The 25399-nt window shown below is 69.6% G+C and carries 29 protein-coding genes; 15 read left to right on the forward strand and 14 right to left on the reverse strand.

What is annotated here, in order from left to right; genetic code table 11:
• The 4 genes from ACIOJD_RS04750 (at position 1) to ACIOJD_RS04765 (ending at position 3760) form a co-directional block, all read left to right on the forward strand.
• Positions 1 to 477 (forward strand): succinate dehydrogenase hydrophobic membrane anchor subunit, encoded by a 477-nt coding sequence (locus ACIOJD_RS04750; protein WP_401908275.1) that lies wholly within the window; start codon positions 1 to 3, stop codon positions 475 to 477.
• Between the two features lie 20 nt (positions 478 to 497).
• On the forward strand, positions 498 to 2252 hold the full coding sequence (gene sdhA, locus ACIOJD_RS04755) for a succinate dehydrogenase flavoprotein subunit (RefSeq protein ID WP_401908277.1): 1755 nt from the start codon (positions 498 to 500) through the stop codon (positions 2250 to 2252).
• The gene (locus ACIOJD_RS04760; protein ID WP_401908279.1) at positions 2252 to 3010 is read left to right on the forward strand and encodes a succinate dehydrogenase iron-sulfur subunit; all 759 of its coding nucleotides are present in this window, start codon (positions 2252 to 2254) and stop codon (positions 3008 to 3010) included. The genes sdhA and ACIOJD_RS04760 overlap by 1 nt, the downstream gene beginning before the upstream one ends.
• 165 nt (positions 3011 to 3175) lie before the next feature.
• Positions 3176 to 3760, forward strand: coding sequence for a hypothetical protein (locus tag ACIOJD_RS04765; RefSeq protein WP_401908281.1), 585 nt, complete (start codon positions 3176 to 3178; stop codon positions 3758 to 3760).
• Between the two features lie 45 nt (positions 3761 to 3805).
• Here ACIOJD_RS04765 and ACIOJD_RS04770 read toward each other — a convergent pair whose 3' ends face one another.
• The 3 genes from ACIOJD_RS04770 to ACIOJD_RS04780 form a co-directional block, all read right to left on the reverse strand.
• Positions 3806 to 4717, reverse strand: coding sequence for a hypothetical protein (locus ACIOJD_RS04770; protein ID WP_401908283.1), 912 nt, complete (start codon positions 4715 to 4717; stop codon positions 3806 to 3808).
• A 447-nt stretch (positions 4718 to 5164) separates the two neighbouring features.
• A complete protein-coding gene (locus tag ACIOJD_RS04775) occupies positions 5165 to 5374 on the reverse strand; it encodes a hypothetical protein (protein ID WP_401908284.1) in 210 nt (69 codons plus the stop codon).
• Positions 5371 to 5544 (reverse strand): hypothetical protein, encoded by a 174-nt coding sequence (locus ACIOJD_RS04780; RefSeq protein ID WP_401908286.1) that lies wholly within the window; start codon positions 5542 to 5544, stop codon positions 5371 to 5373. The genes ACIOJD_RS04775 and ACIOJD_RS04780 overlap by 4 nt, the downstream gene beginning before the upstream one ends.
• Before the next feature lie 120 nt (positions 5545 to 5664).
• Between ACIOJD_RS04780 and ACIOJD_RS04785 the strand changes: the two genes are divergently transcribed.
• The 5 genes from ACIOJD_RS04785 to ACIOJD_RS04805 all read left to right on the forward strand — a co-directional run bounded on the left by ACIOJD_RS04785 (position 5665) and on the right by ACIOJD_RS04805 (position 8781).
• The gene (locus ACIOJD_RS04785) at positions 5665 to 6486 is read left to right on the forward strand and encodes a helix-turn-helix transcriptional regulator (protein ID WP_401908288.1); all 822 of its coding nucleotides are present in this window, start codon (positions 5665 to 5667) and stop codon (positions 6484 to 6486) included.
• Complete coding sequence (locus ACIOJD_RS04790) at positions 6483 to 6701, forward strand: DUF397 domain-containing protein (RefSeq protein ID WP_401908290.1); 219 nt, start codon at positions 6483 to 6485, stop codon at positions 6699 to 6701. Before ACIOJD_RS04785 ends, ACIOJD_RS04790 begins: the two co-directional genes overlap by 4 nt.
• A gap of 361 nt (positions 6702 to 7062) precedes the next feature.
• On the forward strand, positions 7063 to 7503 hold the full coding sequence (locus tag ACIOJD_RS04795) for a hypothetical protein (protein ID WP_401908291.1): 441 nt from the start codon (positions 7063 to 7065) through the stop codon (positions 7501 to 7503).
• A gap of 7 nt (positions 7504 to 7510) precedes the next feature.
• Complete coding sequence (locus ACIOJD_RS04800) at positions 7511 to 7993, forward strand: thiol-disulfide oxidoreductase DCC family protein (protein ID WP_401908293.1); 483 nt, start codon at positions 7511 to 7513, stop codon at positions 7991 to 7993.
• A gap of 128 nt (positions 7994 to 8121) precedes the next feature.
• A complete protein-coding gene (locus tag ACIOJD_RS04805) occupies positions 8122 to 8781 on the forward strand; it encodes a TetR/AcrR family transcriptional regulator (RefSeq protein ID WP_401908995.1) in 660 nt (219 codons plus the stop codon).
• A 51-nt stretch (positions 8782 to 8832) separates the two neighbouring features.
• On the opposite strand, the gene ACIOJD_RS04810 is transcribed toward ACIOJD_RS04805, so the two are convergent.
• Positions 8833 to 10113 carry a metallophosphoesterase gene (locus ACIOJD_RS04810; protein WP_401908998.1) on the reverse strand — a complete coding sequence of 427 codons (1281 nt, stop codon included), beginning with the start codon at positions 10111 to 10113 and terminating at the stop codon, positions 8833 to 8835.
• Between the two features lie 32 nt (positions 10114 to 10145).
• On the reverse strand, positions 10146 to 10403 hold the full coding sequence (locus ACIOJD_RS04815) for an SCO4848 family membrane protein (protein ID WP_401908294.1): 258 nt from the start codon (positions 10401 to 10403) through the stop codon (positions 10146 to 10148).
• Positions 10404 to 10554: 151 nt separating this feature from the next.
• Here ACIOJD_RS04815 and ACIOJD_RS04820 point away from each other — a divergent pair, with 151 nt between their 5' ends.
• Entirely contained in the window at positions 10555 to 11817 is a 1263-nt protein-coding gene (locus tag ACIOJD_RS04820; RefSeq protein WP_401908296.1) for a D-alanyl-D-alanine carboxypeptidase family protein, read from the forward strand.
• Positions 11818 to 11843: 26 nt separating this feature from the next.
• Here the strand turns inward: ACIOJD_RS04820 and ACIOJD_RS04825 are convergent, their stop codons facing one another.
• On the reverse strand, positions 11844 to 12818 hold the full coding sequence (locus ACIOJD_RS04825) for a YihY/virulence factor BrkB family protein (RefSeq protein WP_401908298.1): 975 nt from the start codon (positions 12816 to 12818) through the stop codon (positions 11844 to 11846).
• A 185-nt stretch (positions 12819 to 13003) separates the two neighbouring features.
• Between ACIOJD_RS04825 and ACIOJD_RS04830 the strand changes: the two genes are divergently transcribed.
• Positions 13004 to 13759 (forward strand): decaprenylphospho-beta-D-erythro-pentofuranosid-2-ulose 2-reductase, encoded by a 756-nt coding sequence (locus ACIOJD_RS04830; RefSeq protein ID WP_401908299.1) that lies wholly within the window; start codon positions 13004 to 13006, stop codon positions 13757 to 13759.
• A 218-nt stretch (positions 13760 to 13977) separates the two neighbouring features.
• On the opposite strand, the gene ACIOJD_RS04835 is transcribed toward ACIOJD_RS04830, so the two are convergent.
• Together ACIOJD_RS04835 and trpS are read right to left on the reverse strand one after the other, a co-directional pair.
• Positions 13978 to 14568 (reverse strand): 2'-5' RNA ligase family protein, encoded by a 591-nt coding sequence (locus tag ACIOJD_RS04835; protein ID WP_401908300.1) that lies wholly within the window; start codon positions 14566 to 14568, stop codon positions 13978 to 13980.
• Between the two features lie 150 nt (positions 14569 to 14718).
• A complete protein-coding gene (gene trpS, locus ACIOJD_RS04840) occupies positions 14719 to 15732 on the reverse strand; it encodes a tryptophan--tRNA ligase (RefSeq protein ID WP_401908302.1) in 1014 nt (337 codons plus the stop codon).
• 242 nt (positions 15733 to 15974) lie between these two features.
• On the opposite strand from trpS, the gene rocD reads away from it, so the two are divergent.
• Positions 15975 to 17180, forward strand: coding sequence for an ornithine--oxo-acid transaminase (gene rocD, locus ACIOJD_RS04845; protein ID WP_401908303.1), 1206 nt, complete (start codon positions 15975 to 15977; stop codon positions 17178 to 17180).
• Positions 17181 to 17211: 31 nt separating this feature from the next.
• Here rocD and ACIOJD_RS04850 read toward each other — a convergent pair whose 3' ends face one another.
• The 4 genes from ACIOJD_RS04850 to ACIOJD_RS04865 form a co-directional block, all read right to left on the reverse strand.
• A complete protein-coding gene (locus ACIOJD_RS04850) occupies positions 17212 to 18399 on the reverse strand; it encodes a glutathionylspermidine synthase family protein (protein WP_401908304.1) in 1188 nt (395 codons plus the stop codon).
• 43 nt (positions 18400 to 18442) lie between these two features.
• A complete protein-coding gene (locus ACIOJD_RS04855) occupies positions 18443 to 18727 on the reverse strand; it encodes a hypothetical protein (protein WP_401908306.1) in 285 nt (94 codons plus the stop codon).
• A gap of 212 nt (positions 18728 to 18939) precedes the next feature.
• Positions 18940 to 19326 carry a VOC family protein gene (locus ACIOJD_RS04860; protein WP_401908307.1) on the reverse strand — a complete coding sequence of 129 codons (387 nt, stop codon included), beginning with the start codon at positions 19324 to 19326 and terminating at the stop codon, positions 18940 to 18942.
• Positions 19327 to 19470: 144 nt separating this feature from the next.
• The gene (locus ACIOJD_RS04865) at positions 19471 to 20955 is read right to left on the reverse strand and encodes a PLP-dependent aminotransferase family protein (protein WP_401908309.1); all 1485 of its coding nucleotides are present in this window, start codon (positions 20953 to 20955) and stop codon (positions 19471 to 19473) included.
• A 47-nt stretch (positions 20956 to 21002) separates the two neighbouring features.
• Between ACIOJD_RS04865 and ACIOJD_RS04870 the strand changes: the two genes are divergently transcribed.
• Positions 21003 to 21512 carry a carboxymuconolactone decarboxylase family protein gene (locus ACIOJD_RS04870; protein ID WP_401908311.1) on the forward strand — a complete coding sequence of 170 codons (510 nt, stop codon included), beginning with the start codon at positions 21003 to 21005 and terminating at the stop codon, positions 21510 to 21512.
• Positions 21513 to 21558: 46 nt separating this feature from the next.
• Here ACIOJD_RS04870 and ACIOJD_RS04875 read toward each other — a convergent pair whose 3' ends face one another.
• Positions 21559 to 22785 (reverse strand): cytochrome P450, encoded by a 1227-nt coding sequence (locus tag ACIOJD_RS04875; RefSeq protein ID WP_401908313.1) that lies wholly within the window; start codon positions 22783 to 22785, stop codon positions 21559 to 21561.
• Positions 22786 to 22892: 107 nt separating this feature from the next.
• Between ACIOJD_RS04875 and ACIOJD_RS04880 the strand changes: the two genes are divergently transcribed.
• On the forward strand, positions 22893 to 23474 hold the full coding sequence (locus ACIOJD_RS04880) for a TetR/AcrR family transcriptional regulator (RefSeq protein ID WP_401908314.1): 582 nt from the start codon (positions 22893 to 22895) through the stop codon (positions 23472 to 23474).
• 66 nt (positions 23475 to 23540) lie between these two features.
• A complete protein-coding gene (locus tag ACIOJD_RS04885) occupies positions 23541 to 24257 on the forward strand; it encodes a hypothetical protein (protein ID WP_401908316.1) in 717 nt (238 codons plus the stop codon).
• A 141-nt stretch (positions 24258 to 24398) separates the two neighbouring features.
• Here the strand turns inward: ACIOJD_RS04885 and ACIOJD_RS04890 are convergent, their stop codons facing one another.
• On the reverse strand, positions 24399 to 25373 hold the full coding sequence (locus tag ACIOJD_RS04890; RefSeq protein WP_401909001.1) for an ABC transporter substrate-binding protein: 975 nt from the start codon (positions 25371 to 25373) through the stop codon (positions 24399 to 24401).
• Positions 25374 to 25399 lie beyond the last annotated feature (26 nt).

Raw genomic sequence — 25399 nt, forward strand, 5'->3', positions numbered from 1 at the left:
TTGTCCGCTGACACCTCATCCGCGATCAGTTCCGTCGAAGGCGAGAGCCTGTACGACGTCGACAACCCGGCGCCCCTCATCGAGCCGCCGCGCAAGCGCACCGGCAAGACCCCCAAGTCGACCCGCGGCAACTTCGAGATGGCCGCGTGGCTCTTCATGCGGCTGTCCGGCATCGTGCTCGTCGTCCTGGTCATCGGCCATCTGCTCATCCAGCTGGTACTGGACGGCGGAGTGTCCAAGATCGGCTTCGCCTTCGTGGCCGGCCGCTGGGCGTCCCCGTTCTGGCAGGTCTGGGATCTGCTGATGCTGTGGCTCGCCATGCTGCACGGCGCCAACGGCCTCCGCACGATCATCAACGACTACGCGGAGCGTGCCAACACGCGCCTGTGGCTCAAGGGCCTGCTGTACACCGCCACGGTGTTCACCATCCTTCTCGGCTCGCTGGTGATCTTCACCTTCGACCCGAACATCCGCTAAAGCCGGGGCTGACGAGACCAATGAAGATCCATAAGTACGACACCGTCATCGTCGGCGCCGGTGGCGCCGGCATGCGTGCGGCCATCGAGTCGACCAAGCGCAGCCGTACCGCCGTGCTGACGAAGCTCTACCCGACCCGGTCCCACACGGGCGCCGCGCAGGGCGGTATGGCCGCCGCGCTCGCCAACGTGGAAGAGGACAACTGGGAGTGGCACACCTTCGACACGATCAAGGGCGGTGACTACCTGGTCGACCAGGACGCCGCCGAGATCCTGGCGAAGGAGGCCATCGACGCGGTCCTCGACCTTGAGAAGATGGGCCTGCCGTTCAACCGGACGCCGGACGGCACCATCGACCAGCGCCGCTTCGGCGGCCACTCCCGCAACCACGGCGAGGCGCCGGTCCGCCGGTCCTGCTACGCCGCGGACCGTACGGGCCACATGATCCTCCAGACCCTGTACCAGAACTGCGTCAAGGAGGGCGTGGAGTTCTTCAACGAGTTCTACGTCCTGGACCAGTTGCTGGCCGAGGTCGACGGCGTCAAGGTGTCCGCCGGTGTGGTCGCCTACGAGCTGGCCACCGGCGAGATCCACGTGTTCCAGGCGAAGTCGGTCATCTACGCGTCCGGCGGCACCGGCAAGTTCTTCAAGGTGACGTCCAACGCGCACACCCTGACCGGTGACGGGCAGGCCGCCTGCTACCGGCGCGGACTGCCGCTGGAGGACATGGAGTTCTTCCAGTTCCACCCGACGGGCATCTGGCGCATGGGCATCCTGCTCACGGAGGGCGCCCGCGGTGAGGGCGGCATCCTGCGCAACAAGGACGGCGAGCGCTTCATGGAGAAGTACGCGCCCGTCATGAAGGACCTCGCCTCGCGCGATGTCGTCTCGCGCTCCATCTACACGGAGATCCGCGAGGGCCGCGGCTGCGGACCCGAGGGCGACCACGTCTACCTCGACCTGACGCACCTGCCGCCGGAGCAGCTGGACGCCAAGCTGCCCGACATCACCGAGTTCGCGCGGACGTACCTGGGCATCGAGCCGTACACGGACCCGATCCCGATCCAGCCGACCGCGCACTACGCCATGGGCGGCATCCCGACCAACGTCGAGGGCGAGGTTCTCGCCGACAACACGACGGTCGTGCCGGGCCTGTACGCGGCCGGCGAGGTCGCGTGCGTCTCGGTGCACGGCGCCAACCGGCTGGGCACCAACTCGCTGCTGGACATCAACGTCTTCGGCCGCCGCTCCGGCATCGCCGCCGCGGAGTACGCGGCGAAGCACGGCCACGTCGAGCTGCCCGAGAACCCGGCCGAGCTGGTCGAGGCTCAGGTCGAGCGGCTGCGGAACTCCACGGGCAAGGAGCGGGTCGCGGACCTGCGCCTGGAGCTCCAGGAGACCATGGACGCCAACGTCATGGTGTTCCGTACCGAGCAGACGATCAAGACGGCCGTCGAGAAGATCGGCGAGCTGCGCGAGCGCTACCTGAACGTGTCCGTCCAGGACAAGGGCAGGCGCTTCAACACGGACCTGCTGGAGGCCGTCGAGCTGGGCAACCTGCTCGACCTGGCCGAGGTGATGGCCGTGTCCGCGCTCGCCCGCAAGGAGTCGCGCGGTGGTCATTACCGCGAGGACTTCCCCAACCGTGACGACGTGAACTTCATGCGCCACACCATGGCGTACCGCGAGGTCGGCGACGACGGCAACGAGTCCATCCGTCTCGACTACAAGCCGGTCGTCCAGACCCGCTACCAGCCGATGGAGCGTAAGTACTGATGGCTACACCGACCATGGACAAGGTCGAGGCGGAGTCCGCCGCCTCGCCGTACATCACGGTCACGTTCCGGATCCGCCGCTTCAACCCCGAGGTCTCGGACGAGGCCCAGTGGCAGGACTTCCAGATCGAACTCGACCCGAAGGAGCGCGTGCTCGACGGTCTCCACAAGATCAAGTGGGAAGTCGACGGCACGCTCACCTTCCGGCGCTCGTGCGCGCACGGCATCTGCGGCTCGGACGCGATGCGCATCAACGGCCGTAACCGGCTGGCGTGCAAGACGCTCGTGAAGGACATCAACCCGGAGAAGCCGATCACGGTCGAGCCCATCAAGGGCCTCACGGTCCTGAAGGACCTGATCGTGGACATGGATCCGTTCTTCCAGGCGTTCCGTGACGTGATGCCCTTCCTCGTCACCAGCGGCAACGAGCCGACGCGTGAGCGCCTCCAGTCCGCCGAGGACCGCGAGCGCTTCGACGACACCACCAAGTGCATCCTGTGCGCCGCGTGCACGTCGTCCTGCCCGGTGTTCTGGAACGACGGCCAGTACTTCGGTCCGGCCGCGATCGTGAACGCGCACCGCTTCATCTTCGACTCGCGTGACGAGGCCGGGGAACAGCGGCTGGAGATCCTCAACGACAAGGACGGCGTGTGGCGTTGCCGCACGACGTTCAACTGCACGGACGCCTGCCCGCGCGGTATCGAGGTCACCAAGGCGATCCAGGAGGTCAAGCGCGCGCTGATCACGCGCCGCTTCTGACCGTTCGCGCCTTTCCGGGTGTTCCGGCCTTCCGGGGCCTTCATGTGGGGCCCGCTTCTCCACGGCATTGAGACATGACGCCGTACAGAAGCGGGCCCCACGTGTGTCAGGATCGACTCAGTCGACCAGGGCTCGGAACAAGGGCCGGTGGAAGCGGGGAGAGAGATGAGCGAGCCGAATCCGTACGCGGACGGAGAGTACAAGTGGGGGCCGACGCAGCCGCCCGGCACTCCGCCCGGAACGCCGTCAGGAGCGCCCGGAACGCCAGGAGTTCCGCAGTACGACTTTCCCGACCCGACCCTCGCCGAGGGCCAGCCGGGCGCGGCACCGGGCTACGGCTATCCGGGCCAGGCCCCCGGGTACGGGTATCCGCAGTCGGGCGCGCCGGTGCCCGTGGGCGGCGGGACTCCGCTGGTGTCCATCGGTGACATCACCGTCATGAACGACTCGATCATCACCCCGTCGGGCACGCTGCCGCTCAGGGGCGCGGTGTGGAACGCGACGGACATGTCCCGTACGGAGGAGAAGATCCCGACGCACGCCATCATTCTGGCGATCGTCTTCTTCCTCTTCTGCCTGCTCGGTCTGCTCTTCCTCCTGATGAAGGAGAAGACGACGACCGGCTTCATCCAGGTGACGGTGACCAGCGGCGGCCGGCACCACTCCACGATGGTGCCGGCCACGCATCCGGGCGCGTTCCAGACGGTCATGGGGCAGATCAGCTACGCCCGTTCGATCAGCAGCATGTGACCTCGCGGGGCGCCGGTGGAAGGACGGGTCCTGTCCCGGGACCCGTCACGGCGGCCCCGAGCCGTGCAGCCAGAACGCCCCGTAGAGCGCGGCCACGGCCGTCGCGACGACCAGGACCGTGACGACGACGACGCTCCGGCTGCGCGCGAGGACGACCGCGAGGGGCAGAAGAAGGGGAAAGGCCGGCAGGAGGAGGCGCGGCTTGGATCCGAAGTATCCGGCCGCCCCGATCGCCAGTACGGTCACCGCGGCGGAGTAGATCAGCAGGGGCGGCGGCTGACGCTGCTTCAGGCCGATCCAGTGCGGCCATACGGCGAGAGCGATGATCGCGGGCCAGATGATCCCCCAGAGGGCGGGGGATCCCGTGACGCCGGTGGAGACGAAGCGGGAGAACGCGATTCCGCCGTCGAATCCGTTGCCCCAGGCGGCCTGCACATCGAGATAGCCGAGCAGGGCGCCGTTCTGCCGGCCCACCCAGAGTATGTAGGCGACGGCGCCCAGAGGCGCGATCACGCAGCCCAGGACCATCCGCACCGGGCGGTCGTGGACGTCGGGCAGCAGCCGCCTCAGGCGGGTGGCTCCGAGAACGGCCGTGACCAGCAGCGCCAGGCTCACGGCGAGCCCCACGGGGCGGGTGAGTCCGGCCAGGCACGCGAGTGAACCGGCAAGCGCCCAGCGGCCGTTCAGGACGGCGTACAGCGCCCATGCCGCCAGCGCGACGAACAACGATTCGCTGTACGCCATGGACTGGACGATGCCGACCGGCAGCGCGGCCCACAATCCGACCAGAATGATCCCGGTCCGGCGGCCGTAGAACTGGGCGGCGACGGCGAACATGCCCCAGGCGGCGAGGACGGAAGCGACCGCGCTGACCACCAGACCGGAATCGGCCGGGGCGAGCGGCGTAAGGAACGATATGCCCTCTTCCAGCCAGGGAAGAAGCGGAAAGAAGGCCATGCCAGAAAGATCTCGGCCGTCGGGCGCGTGGAGCGAGAATCCGTATCCGAATTCGGCGACGCGTACGTACCAGAGAGAGTCCCAGCGTCCGGCGAGAAGTGTATGGGCGCTCCGGTCGGCGAAGGCGGACCAGATCAGCAATACGGAGACGCATGTCACGCGAATGGCGATGAACAGGACGAGCGCGGGAATGGCATTTCGCAGGTGCCCGGGAGACGGAGCCGCGAGAGGGGCCCTGGCTGGGCTCATTGAGATGAAGGGCATCTTCCCTGCTTCGTCCGACGCGCGGCGTACCACGTTGAGGGAGTCACGCAAGCAGACTTGCGGCGATATATCAAAGATTCACCCTTCGCACTCATCAGCGGATATGATGCGGCGCCACAGGGTGTGATATACGGCTCGCGCGGCGCTACGGAAGCGCGGGCGGGGCCGGGTCGGGGCGGGACGTCACGTCACGGCCGGCGGCTCGTAGTCGGGGCAGTTCAGGCTCCCGCACCGGCACGCGGGCCACTTCCAGGCCGAGCCGTCCGTGCCGGGGGCCAGGTCCGGGCTCTCCGCTCCCGGGTCGGCCTTCTTGATCAGCAGGGCACCTTCCGCGCCGAACCGCGCGATCAGCAGCGCCAGGAGCTCCCGCGCCGCACTGCCGCCCGTCGTCACGCGCTCGTGCTCCTGAGCCCGTGCGCGACCCGTTCCACCAGCTCGCGCGTCGGTTCGTCGAAGCGCCGCGGCACCCACTCGGGCACCATGCGCCAGAAGCCCCGCACCTCGACCAGCGCGGCCAACTCTTTCGGGGTGTCCGCCCTCGTTCCGATGGCTTGCTCACCCATGGGAGATGTACCTTCCGTCATCACCTGCTCGCTTTCTGTGTTCCAGCTTCAACGCTCAAGAGCGCGCTCAACAGGCGGGCAGCGTTGACTTCTGGAAGATTCAACGAGAGGGGTGCCCCCGTGGCGTACGCGGATGACCTGGACCCGTCGGACTCCGTGTTGTCGTTCTACGCGACCGACTTGCGGCGTCGGCGCGAGGCGGCGGGAATGTCACAACGAGCCCTCGCCAAAGCCGCGTTGATGGCCCCGTCGCTCCTCAACAAGATCGAGGCGGCGAAGCGGCTGCCGACGAGGGAGCTGTCGGCGCTGGCCGACGAGACCTTCGGGACGATCGACCACTTCACGCGCCTGTGGCCGCTGGTCATCAGGTACGCCTACCCGAAGTGGTTCCGCCCGTTCGTCGACCTGGAGGCGGCCGCGGCGGCCATCCGGTCGTTCGAGGCGCAGGTCGTTCCGGGTCTGCTCCAGACCGAGGACTACACGCGGGCGATTCTCGCCGGCCGCCGTCTGGACCTCGACCGGGTCGAGGAAATCGTCGCCGCGCGCATGGAGCGCCAGCACATTCTCAAACGGGAAAGTCCACCGGAGTTGTGGGTGGTGCTGGACGAAAACGTCCTTCGCCGTCGCATGGGCAGCGTCGACGTCATGAGAGCACAACTCGAACACCTCATCACCGCCGCCGAATTGCCGACGACGGTGATTCAAGTGGTCCCGTACGACGTGGGCGGTCATGCGGGGGTGGGCGGTCCGTTTGCCGCGCTCACTCTCGATGAAGGACCCGATGTCGTATACGTCGACGGATTTCTGCAGGGGCAGATTCTCGCCGAGCCTCAGAGCGTGAAAGACGCATTGCGGGCATATGATTTGCTGAGCGCCGTATCTCTGTCGCCCAGGCGGTCAATGGACTTGGTCGCTGACGTGTTGAAGGACCTGAGGCCATGACCACCCCGAAAAGCATGCCCGTCACCACCCTGTGGCACAAGAGCAGTTACAGCACCGACAACGGCGGAAACTGTATAGAGATCGCCTCCGGCCAGGCCGGAGTCATTCCCATCCGGGACTCCAAGAGCCCCGACGGCCCGCGCCTCATGATCCTGCCGGGCGCCTTCATCTCCTTCGTCCAAGCGGTGCGACAGGGCGAGTTCAAGACTTCCTGACGAAGTCGGCGGCGGACCAGGCGAATTGAGGCCGGTCCCCCAGAACCCCGGAACCCCGGAACCCTTGAGCCGAGAGCGCCGAAGCCATTATGGACGCGCTCCACACCCGGACAGCCGTTTATACGGCCCCGCTCCTTTCGCACCGAGCCGGCGTCCGCGCCTTTCACCCCGCGCCACCGCCCGTGCTCCGCACCGATCCGCACCGCGCTCCCCCGCGCCGCGCCCCGCACCGCGCCCCGCCCTCCCCCGCGCCCGGCCACTCCGCCGCTCCGCACCCGGCCACCCTCGCTTGAACATGTTCAAAAACAGGTCTACAGTCCATGACACCAGCTTTTGAACACGTTCAAAGGGAGGGTGGGGGATGGACCTCACTGTTGTCGCGTATGCCGTCTACCTGGTCATCAGCGTGGCGCTGACCGTGTGGGTGGCCCGGACGCTGAGCAAGAACGGACGTGTCTTTCTCGCCGACGTACTCCAGGGGAACGAGAAGCTCGCGGACGCCGTCAACCACCTGCTGGTGGTCGGTTTCTACCTCGTCAACCTCGGGTTCGTGGCGCTCTACCTGAAGAACTCCGACCGCGTCGTGGACGCCCGCCGGCTCGTCGAGGCGCTCTCGGTGAAGGTGGGTGTCGTCCTGCTCGTGCTCGGGGTGATGCACCTCGGCAATGTGTACGTCCTCAACAAGATCCGGCGGCGCGGGATCATGGAGCGCGGCCAGACCCCGCCGGTGCCCCCGCAGGGGTGGACAGGGCCCGCGGACAAGGCTCCCGGGCCGTGGGCGACCCCGGCCTCCGGAGCGTGAGCGGGCCATGGACCGACTGCCCGTGGAGCAGATGCCCACGTTCCGGCCCGGAGAGCCGACGCGTCCCGCGCGGCGCCGGCAGCGGCCCGCGCACCAGCCGCCCGTACGGCGGTTGACCCTGCTGTACGACGCCGGGTGCCCGCTCTGCACCCATCTGCGGGACTGGCTGCTGCGCCAGCCGCAACTCGTCACGATCGACCCGGTGCCCGCCGCCTCGCAGGAGGCGCGGCGGCGGTACCCGGATCTCGATCACGGCTCCACGCTCAAGGAGATCACGGTGATCGGCGACAGCGGCCAGATCTACCGGGGGACAGCCGCCTGGATCGTCTGCCTGTGGGCACTGTCCGCACACCGGCCGAAGGCCTACTGGCTGGCCACCCCGGCCGGCGCCCCCTTCGCCCGGGTCACCGTGCTCGCCGCCTCGAAGTACCGGGAGTTGACCGCCGCCCCCTGTGACGGGGCGTGCGAGGTGCCCCCGCCGTCGCATTAGGCTCGGTCATCGTGAAGGACGAGAAGACCGCGAAGGCCCCCAAGGCCTCCCCCGCTGCCAAAGTCGCCACGGTCGCCAAGGCTTCCGAGGTCACCAAGGCGCCGAAGAGCGAGCAGACCCGCGCCCTCATTCTCGAAACCGCGTTGCGGCTCTTCCAGGAGCGTGGTTACGACAAGACGACGATGCGGGCCATCGCCACGGAGGCGGGGGTCTCCGTCGGTAACGCGTATTACTACTTCGCGTCGAAAACGCATTTGGTGCAGGGTTTCTACGACCGGATCGGCGCGGAACACCGCGTGGCGGCCCGCGCCGTGCTCGACAAGGAGACCGAACTGGAGGCGCGCATGGCCGGCGTGCTGACGGCCTGGCTGGACATCGCGGCGCCGTACCACGAGTTCGCCGCCCAGTTCTTCAAGAACGCCGCCGACCCGGAGAGCCCGCTGAGCCCCTTCTCCCCCGAGTCGGAGCACGCCCGGGAGGCGGCCGTCGGCCTCCACCGGGAGGTCCTGGCCGGTTCCCGGACGAAGGTCGTGGACGAGCTGTCCGAGATGCTGCCGGAGCTGTTGTGGCTGTCCCAGATGGGACTTGTCCTCTACTGGGTCTTCGACCGCTCGGAGAACAGCGAGCGCACCCGCCGCCTCGCCGAGCGCGGCGCCCGGCTGGTCGGCCGGGGCGTCGCACTCTCCCGCTTCCGGGTGCTGCGGCCGCTCGTACGCGAAGTGCACGAGCTGTTCGCGGAGTTCCTGCCGGGCATCGCGGAAACGGCGACCGCGCACAAGAAGACCTGACCGGCGGGCCGCCGGTGCGGCACGGGGTACGGCCGCACCAGCGGTACGGAATCAGGCCTGGCGCGAGGCCAGTTCGACGATGGTGATGTCGGAAGGGGCTCCGACGCGGACCGGTGGGCCCCAGGCGCCCGCGCCCCGGGAGACGTAGAGCTGGGTGTCGCCGTAGCGTTCCAGACCGGCCACCGTGGGGTTGGCCAGGCCCGCCACGAAGTTGCCGGGCCAGAGCTGGCCGCCGTGGGTGTGGCCGGAGAGCTGGAGGTCGACGCCGTGGCGTACGGCGTCGTCGATGACGATGGGCTGGTGGGCGAGGAGTACGCACGCCCTGGCCCGGTCGCGGTCGCCCAGCGCCTTGCCGAAGTCGGGACCCTCGCCCTCGCTCTCGCCCGCGATGTCGTTGACCCCGGCGAGGTCGAAGCCGGAGATCTCGACGCGTTCGTTCTCCAGGGGGCGCATGCCCAGTTCGCGGACGTGGTCGACCCAGGCGTCGGCGCCCGAGAAGTACTCGTGGTTGCCGGTGACGAAGAACGAGCCGTGCCGGGCCTCGAGACCGGCCAGGGGTTCCGCCGCCGGGCCCAGGTTCTCGACGCTGCCGTCGACCAGGTCGCCGACGACGGCGATCAGGTCCGGCTGGGTCGAGTTGATGGTGTCGACGATGCGCTGGGAGTGCGCGCGGCCCAGGATCGGGCCGAGGTGGATGTCGCTCACGACGGCGATACGGAAGCCGTGGGCGCCGCGCGCCAGCTTGGCGAGCGGGACCGTGACGCGCTTGATCCGGGGGCCGCGCAGGACGCCGTACGTGCCGTAACCGACCGTGGCGAGCGCGGCGGTCGCGGCCGCGCCGCCCACGACGCGGGAGACGAAGAGCCGACGGGAGGGGGCGGCGGCCGCCGTGGAACCCGTCGCAGCGGTGGTGGCGGTCGCAGCGGTGAGCGCCGGGGCCGGCACAGAGGCTTCCTGCGGGGCCGCCGCAGGGGCCGCCGCTGTCGGCTCTTCCCGCTCGTCGGCGGGTATCTCGGCGCCGGCGGACGCCTCGCGCCGCTCCATCAGCCGCCGCAGCAGCGGCCGTACGACCTCACCCACCGCCAGTGCCAGCAGCAGATACATCAGCATGGCCAGCCACAGGTACCCCGGCCAGGCCAGCACCTGCTGCAACCCGAACGGCGCCCCCGCGCGGCCGGAGCTCACCGCTCCCACGGCCAGTAACGGCATGAGGACGGCCGCGACCGTACCCAGCCTGCGGCCGAGGCCGCCCGGCTCGGTCGTGTCGCGCACCAGGCGCCCCCACACGTACCAGTGCGCCGCGACAACCAGCGCGACGACCGCAATCATCATCAGTACGGTCACGATGACCACGAACAGGCCCCTTATCCCAGTCGCTCGCGCTGTTCGCGCCGAAGTGCGCGGACGCCACGGAACCCGACCACGCCAACGGCCGTCCCCAGAAGAAAGGACACGATGGCGAGCAGCAGGTGCACCCAGAAGTAGCCCGTGGGATCACCGGCGTCGTCGAAGGCGAGTCCGCTCCCGTCCTGCCACAGGTTCTTTACGAAAGTGATCCAGATGAACCAGCTCCAGACCCCGAACGCGAGCAGGAACCAGGACACGGGGCGGCTGAGCTTCATGGATTCAGTATCGCCGCCGTCCTCCGGGCGGCAGCAGCGGGGTCCTCGTGAGAGGTGGGCCCCGGAAGGGCTCGGTCCCGCCCGGCCGCGGGAGCGTCGGTCCGCTCGGGCGATGTCTGAACCGGTGCTCCTGCCATGTAACTTCTCGGTCGTGCCCGCTCTGAAAAAGACCGCCGTGACGGTCGCCGCTGCCGCCTTGCTGCCCCTTCTGACCGCCGCGCCGTCGTGGGCGGACGGCAAGGCCGACGGGCCCGATGCCAAACAGCCGCAGCCGCCCGCCTCGATGTCCACCGTCGGCGGTGCCACGCTCGGCAAGGCGGGCACCCAGGTGAATCTCGGTTCCGGGGCGCCCGTCCTGCCCGCGAAGCTGAGCGGCCGGTCCTGGATCGTCGCGGACGCCGAATCGGGCGAGGTGCTGGCCTCGCACAACTCCCACTGGCGGCTGCCGCCGGCGTCCACCCTCAAGATGCTCTTCGCGGACACCGTGCTGCCCAAGCTGCCCAAGGAGAAGCGGCACAAGGTGGCGCCCGCCGACCTGGAGGGCATGGGCTCGGGCAGCAGCCTGGTCGGTGTGAAGGAGGACCTCACGTACTCCGTGCACGATCTGTGGCTCGGTGTCTTCCTGCGCTCCGGCAACGACGCGGTGCATGTGCTCTCCGCCATGAACGGCGGCATCCCCAAGACCGTCCGGGACATGCAGGCCCACGCGGAAGAACTCCAGGCGCTGGACACCCATGTGGTCTCGCCCGACGGTTACGACGAGGAGGGCCAGGTCTCCAGCGCGTACGACCTGACCCTCTTCGCCCGCTCCGGTCTCCAGAAGAAGGACTTCCGGGAGTACTGCGCGACGCAGACGGCCCAGTTCCCGGGCCTGGTGAAGGAGCCGGAGAAGGGCAAGAAGCAGGAGAAGGACGAGAACGGCGACCCGAAGCGCGAGAGCTTCGGGATCCAGAACACCAACCGGCTGCTGACGGGGGCGGACGGGGTCGCCGCGTACAAGGGCATCGCGGGCGTCAAGAACGGCTCCACCACGCACGCCGGCACGACCTTCACCGGAGTCGCCGAGCGCGACGGCCGGGTGCTGCTGGTCACCGTCATGAACCCGTCGTCCACCGAGGCCCACGCGGTCTACGAGGAGTCGGCCCGGCTGCTGGACTGGGGATTCGGGGCCGCCGGGAAGGTGAAGCCGGTCGGCCTGCTGGTGCCGCCGAAGTCGGCGGACACGAACGCGTCCGCGAACCCCACCAGTGTCGGAGCCGACTCGTCGGGGACCGGCGACGAGGCACTCACGGCCGCGAACAGCGGCGGCGCCGGAGTCGCCCTCGGCATCACGGGCGGGGCGCTGGCCGTACTGGCGGGCGGCGGTTACCTGGTCAACCGGCGCTGGCCGCTCCGCCGACGTCCGCGCGTCTAGGTCCGGCTAAGTCCGGCTAGGTCCGGCTAGGCCCTGTCGGACCCGGCGATGTCCGCGCGGGTGGCGCCACCGCCGCCGTCGCCTTCGTCCGCGCCGCCGCCCCCGGTGCCGCCGTCGTCGGTGGCGGTGGGCTCGTCCGCCGCCGTCTCGTTCTTGCCGCGCGTCGCCGTCCACGCGGCGCAGAACAGCAGCAGCCTCGCCGTGAAGTTGATCCACAGCAGAAGCGCCACCGGGACCCCGAACGCGCCGTACATGCTCTTGGCCGCCACGCCCTTCATGTAGCCGCCGAGCAGCAGCTTCAGCAGCTCGAAGCCCACCGCGCCGATGAGCGCGGCCACCAGGAGCCGGTGGCGCGGCGGCTGGACGCGGGGCAGCAGCGTCAGGACGTACAGCAGCAGCAGGAAGTCGGCGACGACGGCCACGACGAGTGCGGCGGCCTGGAGCAGGACGCCGCCCGCCCCGTTCTCGGGGATTCCCAGCTGGTGGGCGGTCCAGCCGACGGCCGTGGAGCCGAAGCCGGAGGCGCCCAGCGAGGCGAGTCCGACCGCGCCGAGCCCGCCGAGGACCACGGCGTCCTTGACCTTGAGCACGATCGGGTTGCCGTCCGCCGCGTCGTCCAGCTCCCAGACGGCCCGCAGGCACTCCCGCATCGAACCGATCCAGCCGATGCCGGTGAAGAGCAGCAGCGCACCGGCCACCACCCCGACCGTCCCGGCGTTGGCCACCAGACTGTCGAGGTCGAGCTGCCCGGAGATGCCGGGGACCTGCCTCTCGATGGCGCTCTTCAACTGGTCGAGCTGCCCCTGGCTGAGCAGCGCCGCGCCGATCGCGGCGCCCACGGTGATCAGCGGGAAGAGCGACAGAAAGCTGATGAAGGTGATGGCGGCGGCCAGCCGGGCCCAGTGGACGCGTTCGAGCGTCTCGTACGAGCGCCAGGCGTGCGTCCGCATCAGCCGGGCCACGAACGGGCCGACGACAGGGAGTTTCTTCAGCCAGTCCATGAAGGAGGACTACCCCCTGGCCGGAAAACAAGCGTCCGGGTCCCCCGTAAGCGTGGCCGCCCGTTCCGGCGCGGCCACCCATTCATACGAGCACCATCGCAAAGGCGACAAGTAATGATGTACAGGGCGATACGGTCACCCCGCAGCCGCCCTACAGCCTCTAGCTCTCCAAGGAGCGCCCCACCATGAAGGACGCCTTCGGCTCCCCCCAGTCCCTGCTCATCCTCGGCGGTACGTCGGAGATCGGCCTGGCCACGGCCCGCCGGCTGATCGCCCGGCGGGCCCGTACGGTCTGGCTGGCGGGCCGCCCCTCCCCGGCGCTGGACACCGCCGCGGACCGGCTGGCGGCCCTGGGCGCGGACGTCCGTACCGTCGCCTTCGACGCCCTGGACCCGGCCTCGCACGAGGAGGCGCTGGGGAAGGTCTTCGCTCAGGGCGACATCGACATGGTGCTGCTCGCCTTCGGCGTCCTCGGCGACCAGGCGCACGACGAGGCCGAGCCGCTCGCGGCGGTCCGCGTCGCGCAGACGAACTACACCGGCGCGGTCTCGGCCGGGCTGGTGTGCGCGGGCGCGTTGCAGACGCAGGGGCACGGTTCCCTGGTGGTGCTGTCGTCGGTGGCCGGTGAGCGGGCCCGTCGCGCGGACTTCATCTACGGGTCGAGCAAGGCGGGCCTCGACGCGTTCGCGCAGGGCCTGGGGGACGCCATGCAGGGCACGGGCGTGCAGGTCATGGTCGTACGGCCCGGTTTCGTCCGGTCCCGGGCGGCGGCCCGGCGGGACGAGACGCCGCTGGCCACCACGCCCGAGGCCGTGGCTGCGGCCATCGAGCTGGGGCTGCGACGGCGTTCCGAGACCGTGTGGGTGCCGGGAGCGCTGCGGGTGGTGATGTCGGCGCTGCGGCATCTGCCGCGTCCGTTGTTCCGCAGGCTGCCTGTCTAGGTCCTGTCCGGTCGGTCTTGTCGGATCGGCCCGGGGCGCCCGGCGCCGTGGATCGCAAGGCGCCGGGGCGCCCGCGGGGTGGTTTCCTGCGGGCGTTTCGGCAACGCGGCGAGGTGGCGCCCGCCGCGGTGGCGGCTGATGTCGCTGGGCCGTTCCGGGCCCGGCGAAGACCGGCCGGACAGAGCCCGAGCGCTCACGGGCTCACAAGGCGTGAGCCCTCACGGGCTCAGCGAGGCGGGCCGGTCGGCGGGGGTGCTCTGCGAAGGCACCCCCGGGACCTCCCCTCCGCCGCCGAACGCGTACTCCTGGAGCTTGCGCCACACTCCGTCCGCGCCCTGCTCGTACAGCGCGAAGGACGTGCAGCTCCACTGCGCGCCGTACTCCGAGAGCTCTTCGTACGCCCGGTCCATCGCCTCCTCGGCGATGCCGTGCGCCACGGTCACATGCGGGTGGTACGGGAACTGGAGCTCGCGGACGAGCGGCCCCGACGAGTCCCTGACCCGCTTCTGGAGCCAGGTGCAGGCCGACGCGCCCTCGACCACCTGGATGAAGACGACCGGGGAGAGCGGGCGGAACGTACCGGTGCCGGAGAGCCGCATCGGGAAGGGGCGGCCGGCGGCGGCGACCTCGGCGAGATGCGCCTCGATGGCCGGCAGCGCCGACGCGTCGGCCTCCGTGGGCGGCAGGAGCGTGACATGCGTGGGAATGCCGTGCGCGGCCGGATCGCCGAAGCTCGCACGCCGCTCCTGGATCAGGCTGCCGTACGGCTCCGGGACCGCGATCGAAACGCCGAGCGTTACGGTCCCCACGTCATGCTCCTCAGTCGTTCGGGTGATTCAGGTCTTCGAGTATTCGCGAGCGGCGGTCGTGCCGCCAGGTGAAGCGTGGTGCCGGGCTTGATATCGGTGCCGCCGTGGGTGGCACGGCCAATTGTGCCGCCGCCACCGACGGCGACCGGTTCAGTGCTTGGCGGGCAGGAAACCGACCCTGTCGTAGGTCTGCGCGAGGGTCTCGGCGGCGACCGCACGGGCCTTCTCCGCGCCCTCGGCCAGGATCGAGTCCAGCGTCTCCGGGTCGTCCAGATATTCCTGGGTGCGGGCCCTGAACGGGGTGACGAAGTCGATCATGACGTCGGCCAGGTCGGTCTTGAGCGCGCCATAGCCCTTGCCCTCGTACTTCTGCTCCAGCTCCGCGACCGCGAGGCCCGTGAGCGTGGAGTAGACCGTGAGCAGGTTGCTGACGCCCGGCTTGGCCTCGGTGTCGAAACGGATCTCGGCGTCGGTGTCGGTGACCGCGCTCTTGATCTTCTTCGCGGTGGTCTTCGGCTCGTCCAGCAGGTTGATCAGGCCCTTGGGCGTGGACGCCGACTTGCTCATCTTGATCGTCGGGTCCTGGAGGTCGTAGATCTTGGCGACCTCCTTGACGATGTGCGGCGCCGGGACCGTGAACGTCGGACCGAACCGGGTGTTGAACCGCTCGGCGAGATCGCGGGTCAGCTCGACGTGCTGCCGCTGGTCCTCACCGACCGGGACGGCGTCGGCCTGGTAGAGGAGGATGTCCGCCACCTGGAGGATCGGGTACGTGAAGAGACCGACCGTGGCACGGTCCGTGCCCTGCTTGGCCGCCTTGTCCTTGAACTGAGTCATCCGGGAGGCCTCGCCGAAGCCGGTGATGCAGTTCATGATCCAGGCGAGCTGGGCGTGCTCGGGGACATGGCTCTGGACGAAGAGCGTGCAGCGCTGCGGGTCGAGACCGGCGGCGAGGAGCTGGGCGGCGGCGAGGCGGGTGTTCGCGCGCAGCTCGGCGGGGTCCTGCGGAACGGTGATCGCGTGCAGGTCCACGACCATGTAGAACGCGTCGTGGGTGTCTTGCAGTGCCACGTACTGGCGCACCGCACCGAGGTAGTTCCCGAGGTGGAAGGAGCCTGCGGTGGGCTGGATACCGGAGAGCGCACGGGGTCGATCAGAGGCCATGGTTCCCATTCTCTCAGGTGCGACCGACAGCTCTGGAACGGATCTCCGACAGGCCGGTAACTGATCTCCAGTAAGTGGTACGGACGGCCCCCGATGTCACCCGATCAGCCCCAATGAGACACGGAACACAGGATGTTCGGGGGCCACGCCGGGACCGGGCTTTCCCGATCCGCGCGGTGAACGACGATAGAAGGAGGGGGGCGCCTCGCTCACGCAGCTTGTCCCGACCGATCGGAGAACCCGTGTCGACAACGGAGAGCGCCATCGCCTCGGCGGAGGCGCACAGTGCGCACAACTACCACCCGCTGCCCGTGGTCGTCGCCTCGGCGGAGGGGGCGTGGATGACCGATGTGGAGGGGCGGCGCTACCTCGACATGCTCGCCGGGTACTCGGCGCTCAATTTCGGTCATCGCAACAAGCGGCTCATCGACACCGCGAAGGCACAGCTGGACCGGGTGACGCTCACGTCACGGGCGTTCCATCACGACCGGTTCGCCGAGTTCTGCGCCCAGTTGGCCGAACTGTGCGGCATGGAGATGGTCCTGCCGATGAACACCGGGGCCGAGGCGGTGGAGACCGCCGTGAAGACCGCCAGGAAGTGGGGCTACCGGGTCAAGGGCGTGCCGGACGGCATGGCGAAGATCGTGGTCGCGGACAACAACTTCCACGGCCGTACGACCACGATCATCAGCTTCTCGACGGACGCGGAGGCGCGGGCTGACTTCGGCCCGTACACGCCCGGCTTCGAGATCGTCCCGTACGGGGACCTCGGTGCGCTGGACCGGGCGGTGACCGGGAACACCGTGGCCGTGCTGCTGGAGCCGATCCAGGGCGAGGCCGGGGTGCTGGTCCCGCCGGCCGGGTATCTGGCCGGGGTGCGCGAGCTGACCCGGGAGCGGAACGCGCTGTTCATCGCGGACGAGATCCAGTCGGGCCTCGGCCGTACGGGACGGACCTTCGCCTGCGAGCACGAGGGCGTGGTGCCCGACATGTATGTCCTCGGCAAGGCGCTGGGCGGCGGGGTGGTGCCGGTGTCGGCCGTGGTGTCCTCGGCGGAGGTGCTCGGCGTGTACCGGCCCGGCGAGCACGGTTCGACGTTCGGCGGCAATCCGCTGGCCTGCGCGGTGGCGCTGGAGGTCGTCGCGATGCTGCGGACCGGCGAGTTCCAGCAGCGCGCGACGGAGCTGGGTGACCACCTCCACCAGGAGCTGGGGCTGCTGGTGGGCGGCGGGGCCGTGGAGGCGGTACGGGGCCGGGGGCTGTGGGCCGGGGTGGACATCGTGCCGTCGCACGGGACGGGCCGGGAGATCTCGGAGCGGCTGATGGAACGGGGGGTCCTGGTGAAGGACACGCACGGGTCCACGATCCGGCTCGCGCCACCGCTGGTGATCAGCAAGGAGGACCTGGACTGGGGGCTCGACCAGCTGCGGTCGGTGCTCTCGGAGTAGCACCGACCGACGATCGGGCGGGGCGGGAACGTCAGAGGATGACGTGCGGCAGGAAGCGGGCGTACTCGTCCGTGATCAGCCCGGACGACTCCCGGATACCGAGCCCCGCCGACTCGTCGTCCACGACCCACGCGCCGAGCACCACGCGGTTGCCGTCGAAGTCGGGAAGCGCGGCCAGCTCCTGGTAGCAGCAGGCATCGTCGTCGTCCCGCGTCACCGGCGCCGCGCCCGGCTCGTGGACGGTGACGCCGGCGCCCTCGCGGCCGAGCAGGGGCTTGGCGACATAGCCGGCCGAGGCGGCGAGTTCGCGGGGGCCGTCGAGGTAGGAGGCCAGCAGATTCGGGTGGCCGGGGTTGAGTTCCCAGAGGATCGCGAGCAGCGCCTTGTTGGAGAGGAGCATCTTCCAGGCGGGTTCGATCCAGCAGGTGGTGCCCGTACCGCCCCCGTTGTCGAGCGTGTCCAGGACATGCGGGCCGAACCGGTCGGTGGCCAGCCACTCCCAGGGGTAGAGCTTGAAGCAGCTGCGGACGAACCGCAGCCGGTCGTCGACGAAGCGGCCGGACAGCCGGTCCCAGCCGATCTGTTCGACGGAGAGGGCCTCCGTGGCGATACCGGCCTGCTCGGCGGTCTCCCGCAGATACGCGACCGTCATCAGGTCCTCGCCCAGCTCGTCGCCGTCGGAGTGCGCGAAGTGCACGGGGCCGGGCGGGAGGAGCGGGGCCTGCCGTTTCCAGGAGGCGACGAGCCGTTCGTGCAGGGAGTTCCACTGGTCGGCGCCGGGGAACCGTTCCTCCATCCAGAACCACTGCGCGCTCGCGGCCTCGACCAGCGAGGTCGGGGTGTCCGCGTTGTACTCCAGCATCTTGGCCGGTCCCGTGCCGTCGTAGCGCAGGTCGAACCGGCCGTAGACGGACGGCAGTTCGGCCCGGCGCCGCCAGGACTCGGCTATCAGCGCGGCCAGCCGGGGATCGGTGATGCCGAGGTCGGCGAACCGGTCCTGCTCCACGATGTGAGCGGCGGCCCCCAGGCACAGGGCGTGCAGCTCCTCGACGACCTCTTCGAGGGCCTCCACCTCGGGCAGGGTGAAGGTGTAGTAGGCGCTCTCGTCCCAGTACGGGCGCAGCGAGTCGTCCGGGTAGCGGGTGAGCGGGTAGATGACGCCCTGTTCCTCGACGGTCTGCTGCCAGCCGGGGCGGGGTTCGATGGTGTGACGTTTCATCAGCGGTGTACCGGTCGGCTCGTATCGGTCCGTATCCGGTCCGTCAGCCTCCGCCGGAGCCCGAGCCGGAGCAGCCGAAACCGCCCCGGTCGACCGCCGACTTGTCGAAACTGCCGCCGTCGACCGTGCCCTTGTTGCTGGAACCGCCGTAGTAGTACGAGCCCTTGCCGCCGCTCTTGCAGTCGGAGCTGGGCAGGGTCTGCTTCGTCGTCCGGTCGGCGCACCGTTTGTCGGGATCCGAACCACAGGACGTGATCGTGAGCGCCAGTACTCCCATGCCGCCGAGCACGACCGTGCTCGACCTCAGCCTCCGCTGTCGCGCGCTCATCGCGCCGCCTTCCCCGTGTCGTTCCAAGCCATTCGAACTGTTTATCGTATGCCCGCAACACAGTAGTTGGCCGACCGGCCCCGGTGTAAAGGCGGGGCACAGACTCTCCCCGGCTACGGCCACTTGTGACTCCCGCGTACCAGGTACACACGACGGCCCGGGGCGGGATGGTTCCCGCCACCGGGCCGTCACTGCTCACAACTGGTGAAGCTTCAGCTGCCGCCGCCGTACGGGCGGGTGATCGCCTCCAACCCGTGACCGGACGGATCGGGGAAGTACACCCCGCGCCCGCCGTCGTTGTGGTTGATCTCGCCGGGACGCTTGCCGTGCGGATCCGCGTAGTACGTGAGCTTCGCGTCCTGGATCCGCTGGAAGATCCCGTCGAACTCTTCCTCGGTGACCAGGAAGGCGTAGTGCTGGGTGACGATCGACTCGGCCGGGATGGTCGCGAAGTCGAGAGTGACGCCGTTGCTCAGCTCGACGGGGATGAACGGTCCCCACTCGTCCCCGACCTCCAGGTCGAAGATGCGCCCCAGGAACTCTGCGGATTCCCGGTTGTCCTTGGAGTGGACGATCGTGTGATTCAACTGGACTGACACGGTGGAATGCCTCCGTAAGGCAGTCTCACGGGCACCTCCATGCCTCACCCGGACGGTGACCGACACGCGATGCCGTACTCATGATCCTAAAACGGGCGGCAGGGGCTGTCACGTCCGATCTCGGCCACGCCCCCCTGCGGCGGCTTACGGCAGCACCCGGCACAGCGCGTCCAGCGCACCGGCCCACGCGCTGTCCGGTGGGGTGGCGTAGCCGACGACCAGCGCGTCCGAGGCGCCGGGTGCGGCCGTACCGCCCGATCCGGCCGGTGACGGTCCGGCCGACGGGTGGCGGAAGCGGGTCATTCCCTCCACCGCCAGTCCCTGCCAGGCCGCCGCCTCGACGACCGGGCGCTCGGTGCCCGGCGGGAGTTCGACGACCGCGTGCAAACCGGCCGCGATGCCCGTCACCCGGACGTCCGGGGCCCGCTCCGCCAGCGCCGAGACGAGCTGGTCGCGGCGGCGCCGGTAGCGCAGCCGCATGGAGCGGACATGACGGTCGTACGCGCCCGAGGCGATGAACTCCGCGAGCGTGAGCTGGTCCAGCGTGCTCGACACCCAGTCCACCGCCCCCTTCGCCGCCGTCACCTCGCCGACCAGTTCGTCCGGCAGCACCATCCACGCGAGCCGCAGCCCCGGCGCCAGGGACTTGCTCGCGGTGCCGAGGTAGACCACCCGTTCCGGGTCGAGTCCCTGAAGCGCGCCGACCGGCTGGCGGTCGAACCGGAACTCCCCGTCGTAGTCGTCCTCCAGGATCAGCCCGTCCGTGGCGCGCGCCCAGTCGACGGCCGCCGCTCGCCGGTCGGGGTGGAGCGCCATGCCCGTCGGGAACTGGTGCGCCGGCGTCATCAGCACCGCGCCCACCTCCGGGTCGTCCGCCAGCTCCCCGGTCCTGGCGCCGTGCCCGTCCACCGGGAGCGCCGGGGTCCGCAGGCCCGCCCTCACCAGCAGGTTCCGGTGCATGTCGAGCCCGTACGACTCGACAGCCAGCGCGCGCACCCCTCGCGCCCGCAGCACCGTCCCCAGCAGCATCAGGCCGTGGACGGCGCCGGAGCAGATCACGATCCGTCCGGGGTCCGCGTACACCCCGCGCGCCCGTGCCAGATAGTCGGCGAGGGCGGTGCGCAGTTCGACGCGGCCCCTGGCCTCGCCGAGTTCGAAGGCCTCGTACGGCGCGGTCATGAGCGCCCGGCGGGCGGCGGCGAGCCACTGCGCCCGGGGAAAACCGGCGAGGTCCGGGGAGCCGGGCAGCAGGCTGTACGTGGGCCGGCGGCGGGTCGTCCGGGTCCTGGGCGGCGCGGGCGCGGGCCTGCGCGGCTCGGCCCGCGCGGCCACCCGCGTGCCCGAGCCGCGCTGGGCGGTGAGCCACCCTTCGGCGACGAGTTCGGCGTACGCGTCGGCCACCGTGTTACGGGCGATGCCCAGGTCGGCGGCGAGCGAGCGGGAGGACGGCAGCCTGGTGCCGGGCACGAGACGGCCCGTCCGGACGGCCTCGCGCAGAGCGTCCATGAGCCCGGCGCGCAGTCCGGCGCGCGGCCCGGGGCCCGGGGCGAGGCCGTGCAGCTCCAGATGGAGATCAGCGCCGGAGATCGGCTCACCGGAGAGATGCTGATTGGCCCAGGATTCCGTCATGAAAGTGGACCATACAGCTGCGCCACCGAGCGCCTAACGTCATCAGCATGACGACAGAAACGAAGACCCAGACCAAGGAATACGCCCCCGAGCACACCCCGCGCCTCGAACTCGCCAAGCTCGCACCCGAGGTCTACAAGGCCATGGTCCGGCTGGACGCGGCGGCCCGGCAGGGCGTCGACCCGACCGTTCTCGAACTGGTCAAGATCCGTGCCTCCCAGCTCAACCACTGCGCGTTCTGCCTCGACATGCACACGAAGGACGCGCTGGCGGCCGGTGAGTCGGTGGAGCGCATCGTGCAGCTCAGCGCCTGGGAGGAGTCGCGGCACTTCTACACGCCGAAGGAGATCGCGGCGATCGAGCTGAGTGAGGCGATCACCGTACTGACGGACGGTTTCGTACCGGACGAGGTGTACGCGAGGGCCACACAGCACTTCGACGAGACGGAGCTGGCCCACCTCATCTCCGCGATCACGGTGATCAACGCGTGGAACCGGCTCGGGGTGTCCAGCCGGATGGCGCCGGGCCACTACACGCCGGGCCAGTACGCGCACTGACCCCCGACTCGGCGGCCGTAGTACCCGGCCACCGGGCCTCAAGGCGTCACCAGGTCACGGGCAGCTCGTAGACCCCGTACACGGACCCGTTGTGTTTGAACGAGAGCCGGTCCACGTCGGTGGCCAGCCGCAATGTGGGGATGCGGCGGTAGAGGGTGCTGTAGACGACTTGCAGTTCCAGCCGGGCCAGCGGCTGGCCCAGGCACTGGTGCACCCCGAAGCCGAAGGCCACGTGGCGGCGGGCGTCGCGCGTGATGTCCAGGCGGCCGGGCTCGGGGAAGGCATCCGGGTCCCGGTTGCCGATGTCGTTGGGGGCGATGAACCCCTCACCGGCGCGGAGGACCTCCCCGGCGATCTCGATGTCCTCCAGCACCGCCCGGCGCCGCCCGCTGTGGGTGATGCTGAGGTAGCGCAGCAGCTCCTCCACCGCCGAGGCGACCAGCTTCGGGTCGTCCGTGGCGCGCAACCGGGCGAGCTGGTCGGGGTGTTCGAGCAGGGCGAGGGTGCCGAGCCCGATCATGTTCGCGGTGGTCTCGTGCCCGGCGAGCAGCAGCAACACCCCCATCTGGGCCACCTCGTGGCGGGTCAGCTCGCCCGACTTCACCCGCTCGCCCAGCCCGGAAAGCAGGTCGTCGGCGGGGACGGCCATCTTCTGGCCCACCAGCTCGTCCAGGTAGTCGCGCAGGCTGGCGCCGGCGGCTCCGCGCTCCTCGGGGGTGACGTCGCGCTTGATGAGGACGCTGCTGTTCGCCTGGAAGAAGTCGTGGTCGGCGTAGGGCACTCCGAGCAGCTCGCAGATCACCAGGGAGGGCACCGGCAGCGCGAACGCCTCGACCAGGTCGACCGGGTTGGGGCCCGCCAGCATGGTGTCGATCAGGTCGTCCACGATCTTCTGCAGGGCCGGCCGCATCGCCTCCATCCGCTTGATGGTGAACGGTGCCGTCACCATCCGCCGCAGCCGGGCATGCTCCGGGTCGTCCATCATGATGAAGCTGATGGAGCTCTCGTTGGTGATCGGGACGATCCTGGGATAGCCGGGCCGGGTGGGGTCGGCGCTGACCCTGGGGTCGCCGAGCAGCGCCCGCTGGTCCTCGTACCGGGTCACCAGCCATGGCGTACTGCCGTCCCAGAGACGGACCTTCGCCAGCCGGCCCTCCCGCTGCCTGGCCAGCAGGTCCGGGGGCGGGTCGAACGGACACTTCGCCGCCCTGGCCATCGGGAACTCGATGATCTCGGCCTGGTGCTCACCCGTCGGATCCAATGTGCTGGTCATCGTCTCCCCTTGTTCACGCTTCTCGGGCCTTCAGCCTCACAGAAGCATTCCCAGTGCGCAAGTTTTCCCAGTGGGCATTTTTTGCCGTACGGCATATTCTCACGGTGATGACTACGAGCCTGCGCGAACGCAAGAAAGCGGCGACCCGCGAGGCGCTGCACGCGGCCGCCGTGCGCCTCGCCGTCCAGAACGGCATCGAGAGCCTCACGGTCGAGGCCATCGCCGACGCCGCCACCGTCTCCCGGCGCACCTTCTCCAACTACTTCGCCAGCAAGGAACAGGCGCTGCTGCACCGCGAGAGGACACGGGTGTCCAGGCTGGCCGAGCTCATCCGTGCCACCCCCGAGCGGGAAACCCTCAGGACCGCGCTCGTGCGCGCCGTCGAGCAACTCATCGCCGAACACGCCGACAACCCCGCGCAGGAGGCGCAATACCGGGAGCTGCGCCTCCACCCCGCGCTGATCACCGAACTCGTCGCCACCTACGCCGCCGTGGAACAGGACCTCGCCGACGCCATCGCACAACGTCTGCCCGCCGAACCGGCCAGCCCACTGCGCGCCCAGGTCCTCGCCGCCGCCTTCCTCACGGTCCTGCGCGTCATCGGGCAGCGGATCCTCGACCAACGCGAGCAGGACGCGGCGGACCTGGTCGACCAGGCCGCCGCCGCCGTCCGCGAGGGCTTCCGCTAGTACCGTGACCGACGAAGGACGAGGGACGGGCGGCCGGGCCCGTCGCGCACAACCAGGGGGATCAGCATGAGCGTTCACCGTCCAGGACGACCCGGGGATCTGCCGGCTCCGGACGTGCTGTGGGCGCGGTGGTCGGCGATCGCGGTCGTCACCGCCGAGGACGACGAGGCCAGGGGCCGCTATCCGACGGGCTGTTGGCTCGACGGCGGGGCGCTGCGTCTCGACGACTCCGGGTGTACGTGGTGGACCCTGGTCCGGTACGACGGCGGGCGGGCCGTTCTCTACGGCGAGGACGAGTCGAGCGGCGTCAAGTGGCACGAGCCGCCCGTCGACATGCTCGCGGGCGGCCCGGACTGGCTCCCGTACGAGAACCTGCGCGACCTGCTCGAAGGATACGAACTGGGCTGCGTCTACTGGTACGAGAACGGCGCCTGGGCCCGCGCGCCCTACCCCGACGACCTGGACGACGACGGCCTCGACTGCGGCATGGGCCGGTTCGCCGACCGGGAGAAAGCGGTGGAAGAGCTGGTCGGCCATCTGGACTGGTCGATCGACCACACCACCGCGGAGGCCCTGATCACCCACGCGGAAGCGGGCACCCTGACGCGGCAGGTCCTGGACGCCTTCCTCACCGGACTCGCCGAGTCGGAGGGGTCGGAAGGGGACGAAGGGCTCGAAGGGACCGCCGCGCCGCAGGCCGAAGGCCGCCGGGGCGGCGCCTCGCCCGCGATGGCCGGGGCACTGCGCCGCTCGGGCCTGGACACCGGCGCGGTGCGGGTCTGAGACAAAACGCTCCGGCGTCGTCAAGCCGCCGGCGAATGGGAGGCTCGGCATCCCCGTTCGGCCTGATCGGCCGGGATTCACCCCCGAGGAACGGGGAGCCGAGCGCCTGCCCACCTGTCCGCTAATTCTCCGGCAGCCGCGTCACTTCTTCTTCGGCAGCCACTTCTCCCACACCGGCTTGTTCTTCTTGACCCACTTCGCCGCCGCCTCCTCCGGCGGGAGCTTCTGCTCCGCGATCATCAGAGACACGTCGTTCTGCGCCTTGGTGTTCCACTGGAAGTTCTTCATGAGCGTGGCCGCGTCCCCGCCCCTCTTCTCGAAGTCCGCGTTGAGGAACTTCTTGAGCGGGGTGTGCGGGTAGCCGCACTTGATCTTCTCGGCGTCGGCGTCGCAGCCCTCCTTGTACGGCGGGAGCTTGACCTCCGTCATCGGGACCTTCTCGAACAGCCACTGCGGCTTGTACCAGTAGGTGAGGAAGGGCTTCTTCTCCTTGGCGAACTGCTTCATCTGGGTGATCTGCGCCGCCTCGGAGCCCGCGAAGATGACCTGGTAGTCCAGATTCAGGTTGCTGACCAGCGCCTTGTCGTTCGTGACGTACGACGGGGAGCCGTCCATCAGCTGGCCCTTGCCGCCGCTCTCCGGGGTGCGGAGCTGGTCCGCGTACTTGTTGAGGTTGCGCCAGTCGGTGACGTCCGGGTGCTGCTTGGCGAAGTACGTCGGGACGAACCAGCCGATGTGGCCGGTGACTCCGAGGTCGCCGCCCGGCTTGATCGTCTTCTTGTCGGTGACGTAGCGCTGCTCCTGCTCCGGGTGGCCCCAGTCCTCCAGGATGGCGTCGACCCGGCCCTGGCTGAGGGCGTCCCAGGCGGGGACCTCGTCGACCTGGACGGTGTCGACGCGGTAGCCCAGTTCGTGTTCCAGCAGGTACTTCACCACAGCCGTATTGGCCTGGGCGCCCACCCACGACTGGATGGAGAGCGTCACGGTCTTCGAGCCCTGGGCATTGGCGTACGGGGACGCCTGCTTGGTCATGTCGGCCGCGCCGCAGCCGGTCACCGCGACCAGGGCGCAGGCCGAGGCGAGGGCCGCGGCCCTGTACGTACGGGAGCGGGACATGCGTGTACGGGAGCCGGTCTCGTACG

The sequence above is a fragment of the Streptomyces sp. NPDC088116 genome (assembly GCF_044741745.1).
In the GTDB taxonomy this organism is placed as follows: Bacteria; Actinomycetota; Actinomycetes; order Streptomycetales; family Streptomycetaceae; genus Streptomyces.

Excerpts from the sequence above, each read along its gene's own strand:
- ACIOJD_RS04795 (WP_401908291.1), top strand. The coding sequence starts at position 7,063 with ATGGACCTCACTGTTGTCGCGTATGCCGTCTACCTGGTCATCAGCGTG.
- ACIOJD_RS04815 (WP_401908294.1), bottom strand. The coding sequence starts at position 10,403 with ATGAAGCTCAGCCGCCCCGTGTCCTGGTTCCTGCTCGCGTTCGGGGTC.
- ACIOJD_RS04825 (WP_401908298.1), bottom strand. The coding sequence starts at position 12,818 with ATGGACTGGCTGAAGAAACTCCCTGTCGTCGGCCCGTTCGTGGCCCGG.
- trpS (WP_401908302.1), bottom strand. The coding sequence starts at position 15,732 with ATGGCCTCTGATCGACCCCGTGCGCTCTCCGGTATCCAGCCCACCGCA.
- ACIOJD_RS04765 (WP_401908281.1), top strand. The coding sequence starts at position 3,176 with ATGAGCGAGCCGAATCCGTACGCGGACGGAGAGTACAAGTGGGGGCCG.
- ACIOJD_RS04790 (WP_401908290.1), top strand. The coding sequence starts at position 6,483 with ATGACCACCCCGAAAAGCATGCCCGTCACCACCCTGTGGCACAAGAGC.
- ACIOJD_RS04760 (WP_401908279.1), top strand. The coding sequence starts at position 2,252 with ATGGCTACACCGACCATGGACAAGGTCGAGGCGGAGTCCGCCGCCTCG.
- ACIOJD_RS04870 (WP_401908311.1), top strand. The coding sequence starts at position 21,003 with ATGACGACAGAAACGAAGACCCAGACCAAGGAATACGCCCCCGAGCAC.
- ACIOJD_RS04830 (WP_401908299.1), top strand. The coding sequence starts at position 13,004 with ATGAAGGACGCCTTCGGCTCCCCCCAGTCCCTGCTCATCCTCGGCGGT.
- ACIOJD_RS04875 (WP_401908313.1), bottom strand. The coding sequence starts at position 22,785 with ATGACCAGCACATTGGATCCGACGGGTGAGCACCAGGCCGAGATCATC.
- ACIOJD_RS04855 (WP_401908306.1), bottom strand. The coding sequence starts at position 18,727 with ATGAGCGCGCGACAGCGGAGGCTGAGGTCGAGCACGGTCGTGCTCGGC.
- ACIOJD_RS04770 (WP_401908283.1), bottom strand. The coding sequence starts at position 4,717 with ATGGCCTTCTTTCCGCTTCTTCCCTGGCTGGAAGAGGGCATATCGTTC.
- ACIOJD_RS04890 (WP_401909001.1), bottom strand. The coding sequence starts at position 25,373 with ATGTCCCGCTCCCGTACGTACAGGGCCGCGGCCCTCGCCTCGGCCTGC.
- ACIOJD_RS04850 (WP_401908304.1), bottom strand. The coding sequence starts at position 18,399 with ATGAAACGTCACACCATCGAACCCCGCCCCGGCTGGCAGCAGACCGTC.
- ACIOJD_RS04865 (WP_401908309.1), bottom strand. The coding sequence starts at position 20,955 with ATGACGGAATCCTGGGCCAATCAGCATCTCTCCGGTGAGCCGATCTCC.
- ACIOJD_RS04810 (WP_401908998.1), bottom strand. The coding sequence starts at position 10,113 with ATGATGATTGCGGTCGTCGCGCTGGTTGTCGCGGCGCACTGGTACGTG.
- ACIOJD_RS04800 (WP_401908293.1), top strand. The coding sequence starts at position 7,511 with ATGGACCGACTGCCCGTGGAGCAGATGCCCACGTTCCGGCCCGGAGAG.
- ACIOJD_RS04885 (WP_401908316.1), top strand. The coding sequence starts at position 23,541 with ATGAGCGTTCACCGTCCAGGACGACCCGGGGATCTGCCGGCTCCGGAC.
- sdhA (WP_401908277.1), top strand. The coding sequence starts at position 498 with ATGAAGATCCATAAGTACGACACCGTCATCGTCGGCGCCGGTGGCGCC.
- ACIOJD_RS04780 (WP_401908286.1), bottom strand. The coding sequence starts at position 5,544 with ATGGGTGAGCAAGCCATCGGAACGAGGGCGGACACCCCGAAAGAGTTG.
- ACIOJD_RS04880 (WP_401908314.1), top strand. The coding sequence starts at position 22,893 with ATGACTACGAGCCTGCGCGAACGCAAGAAAGCGGCGACCCGCGAGGCG.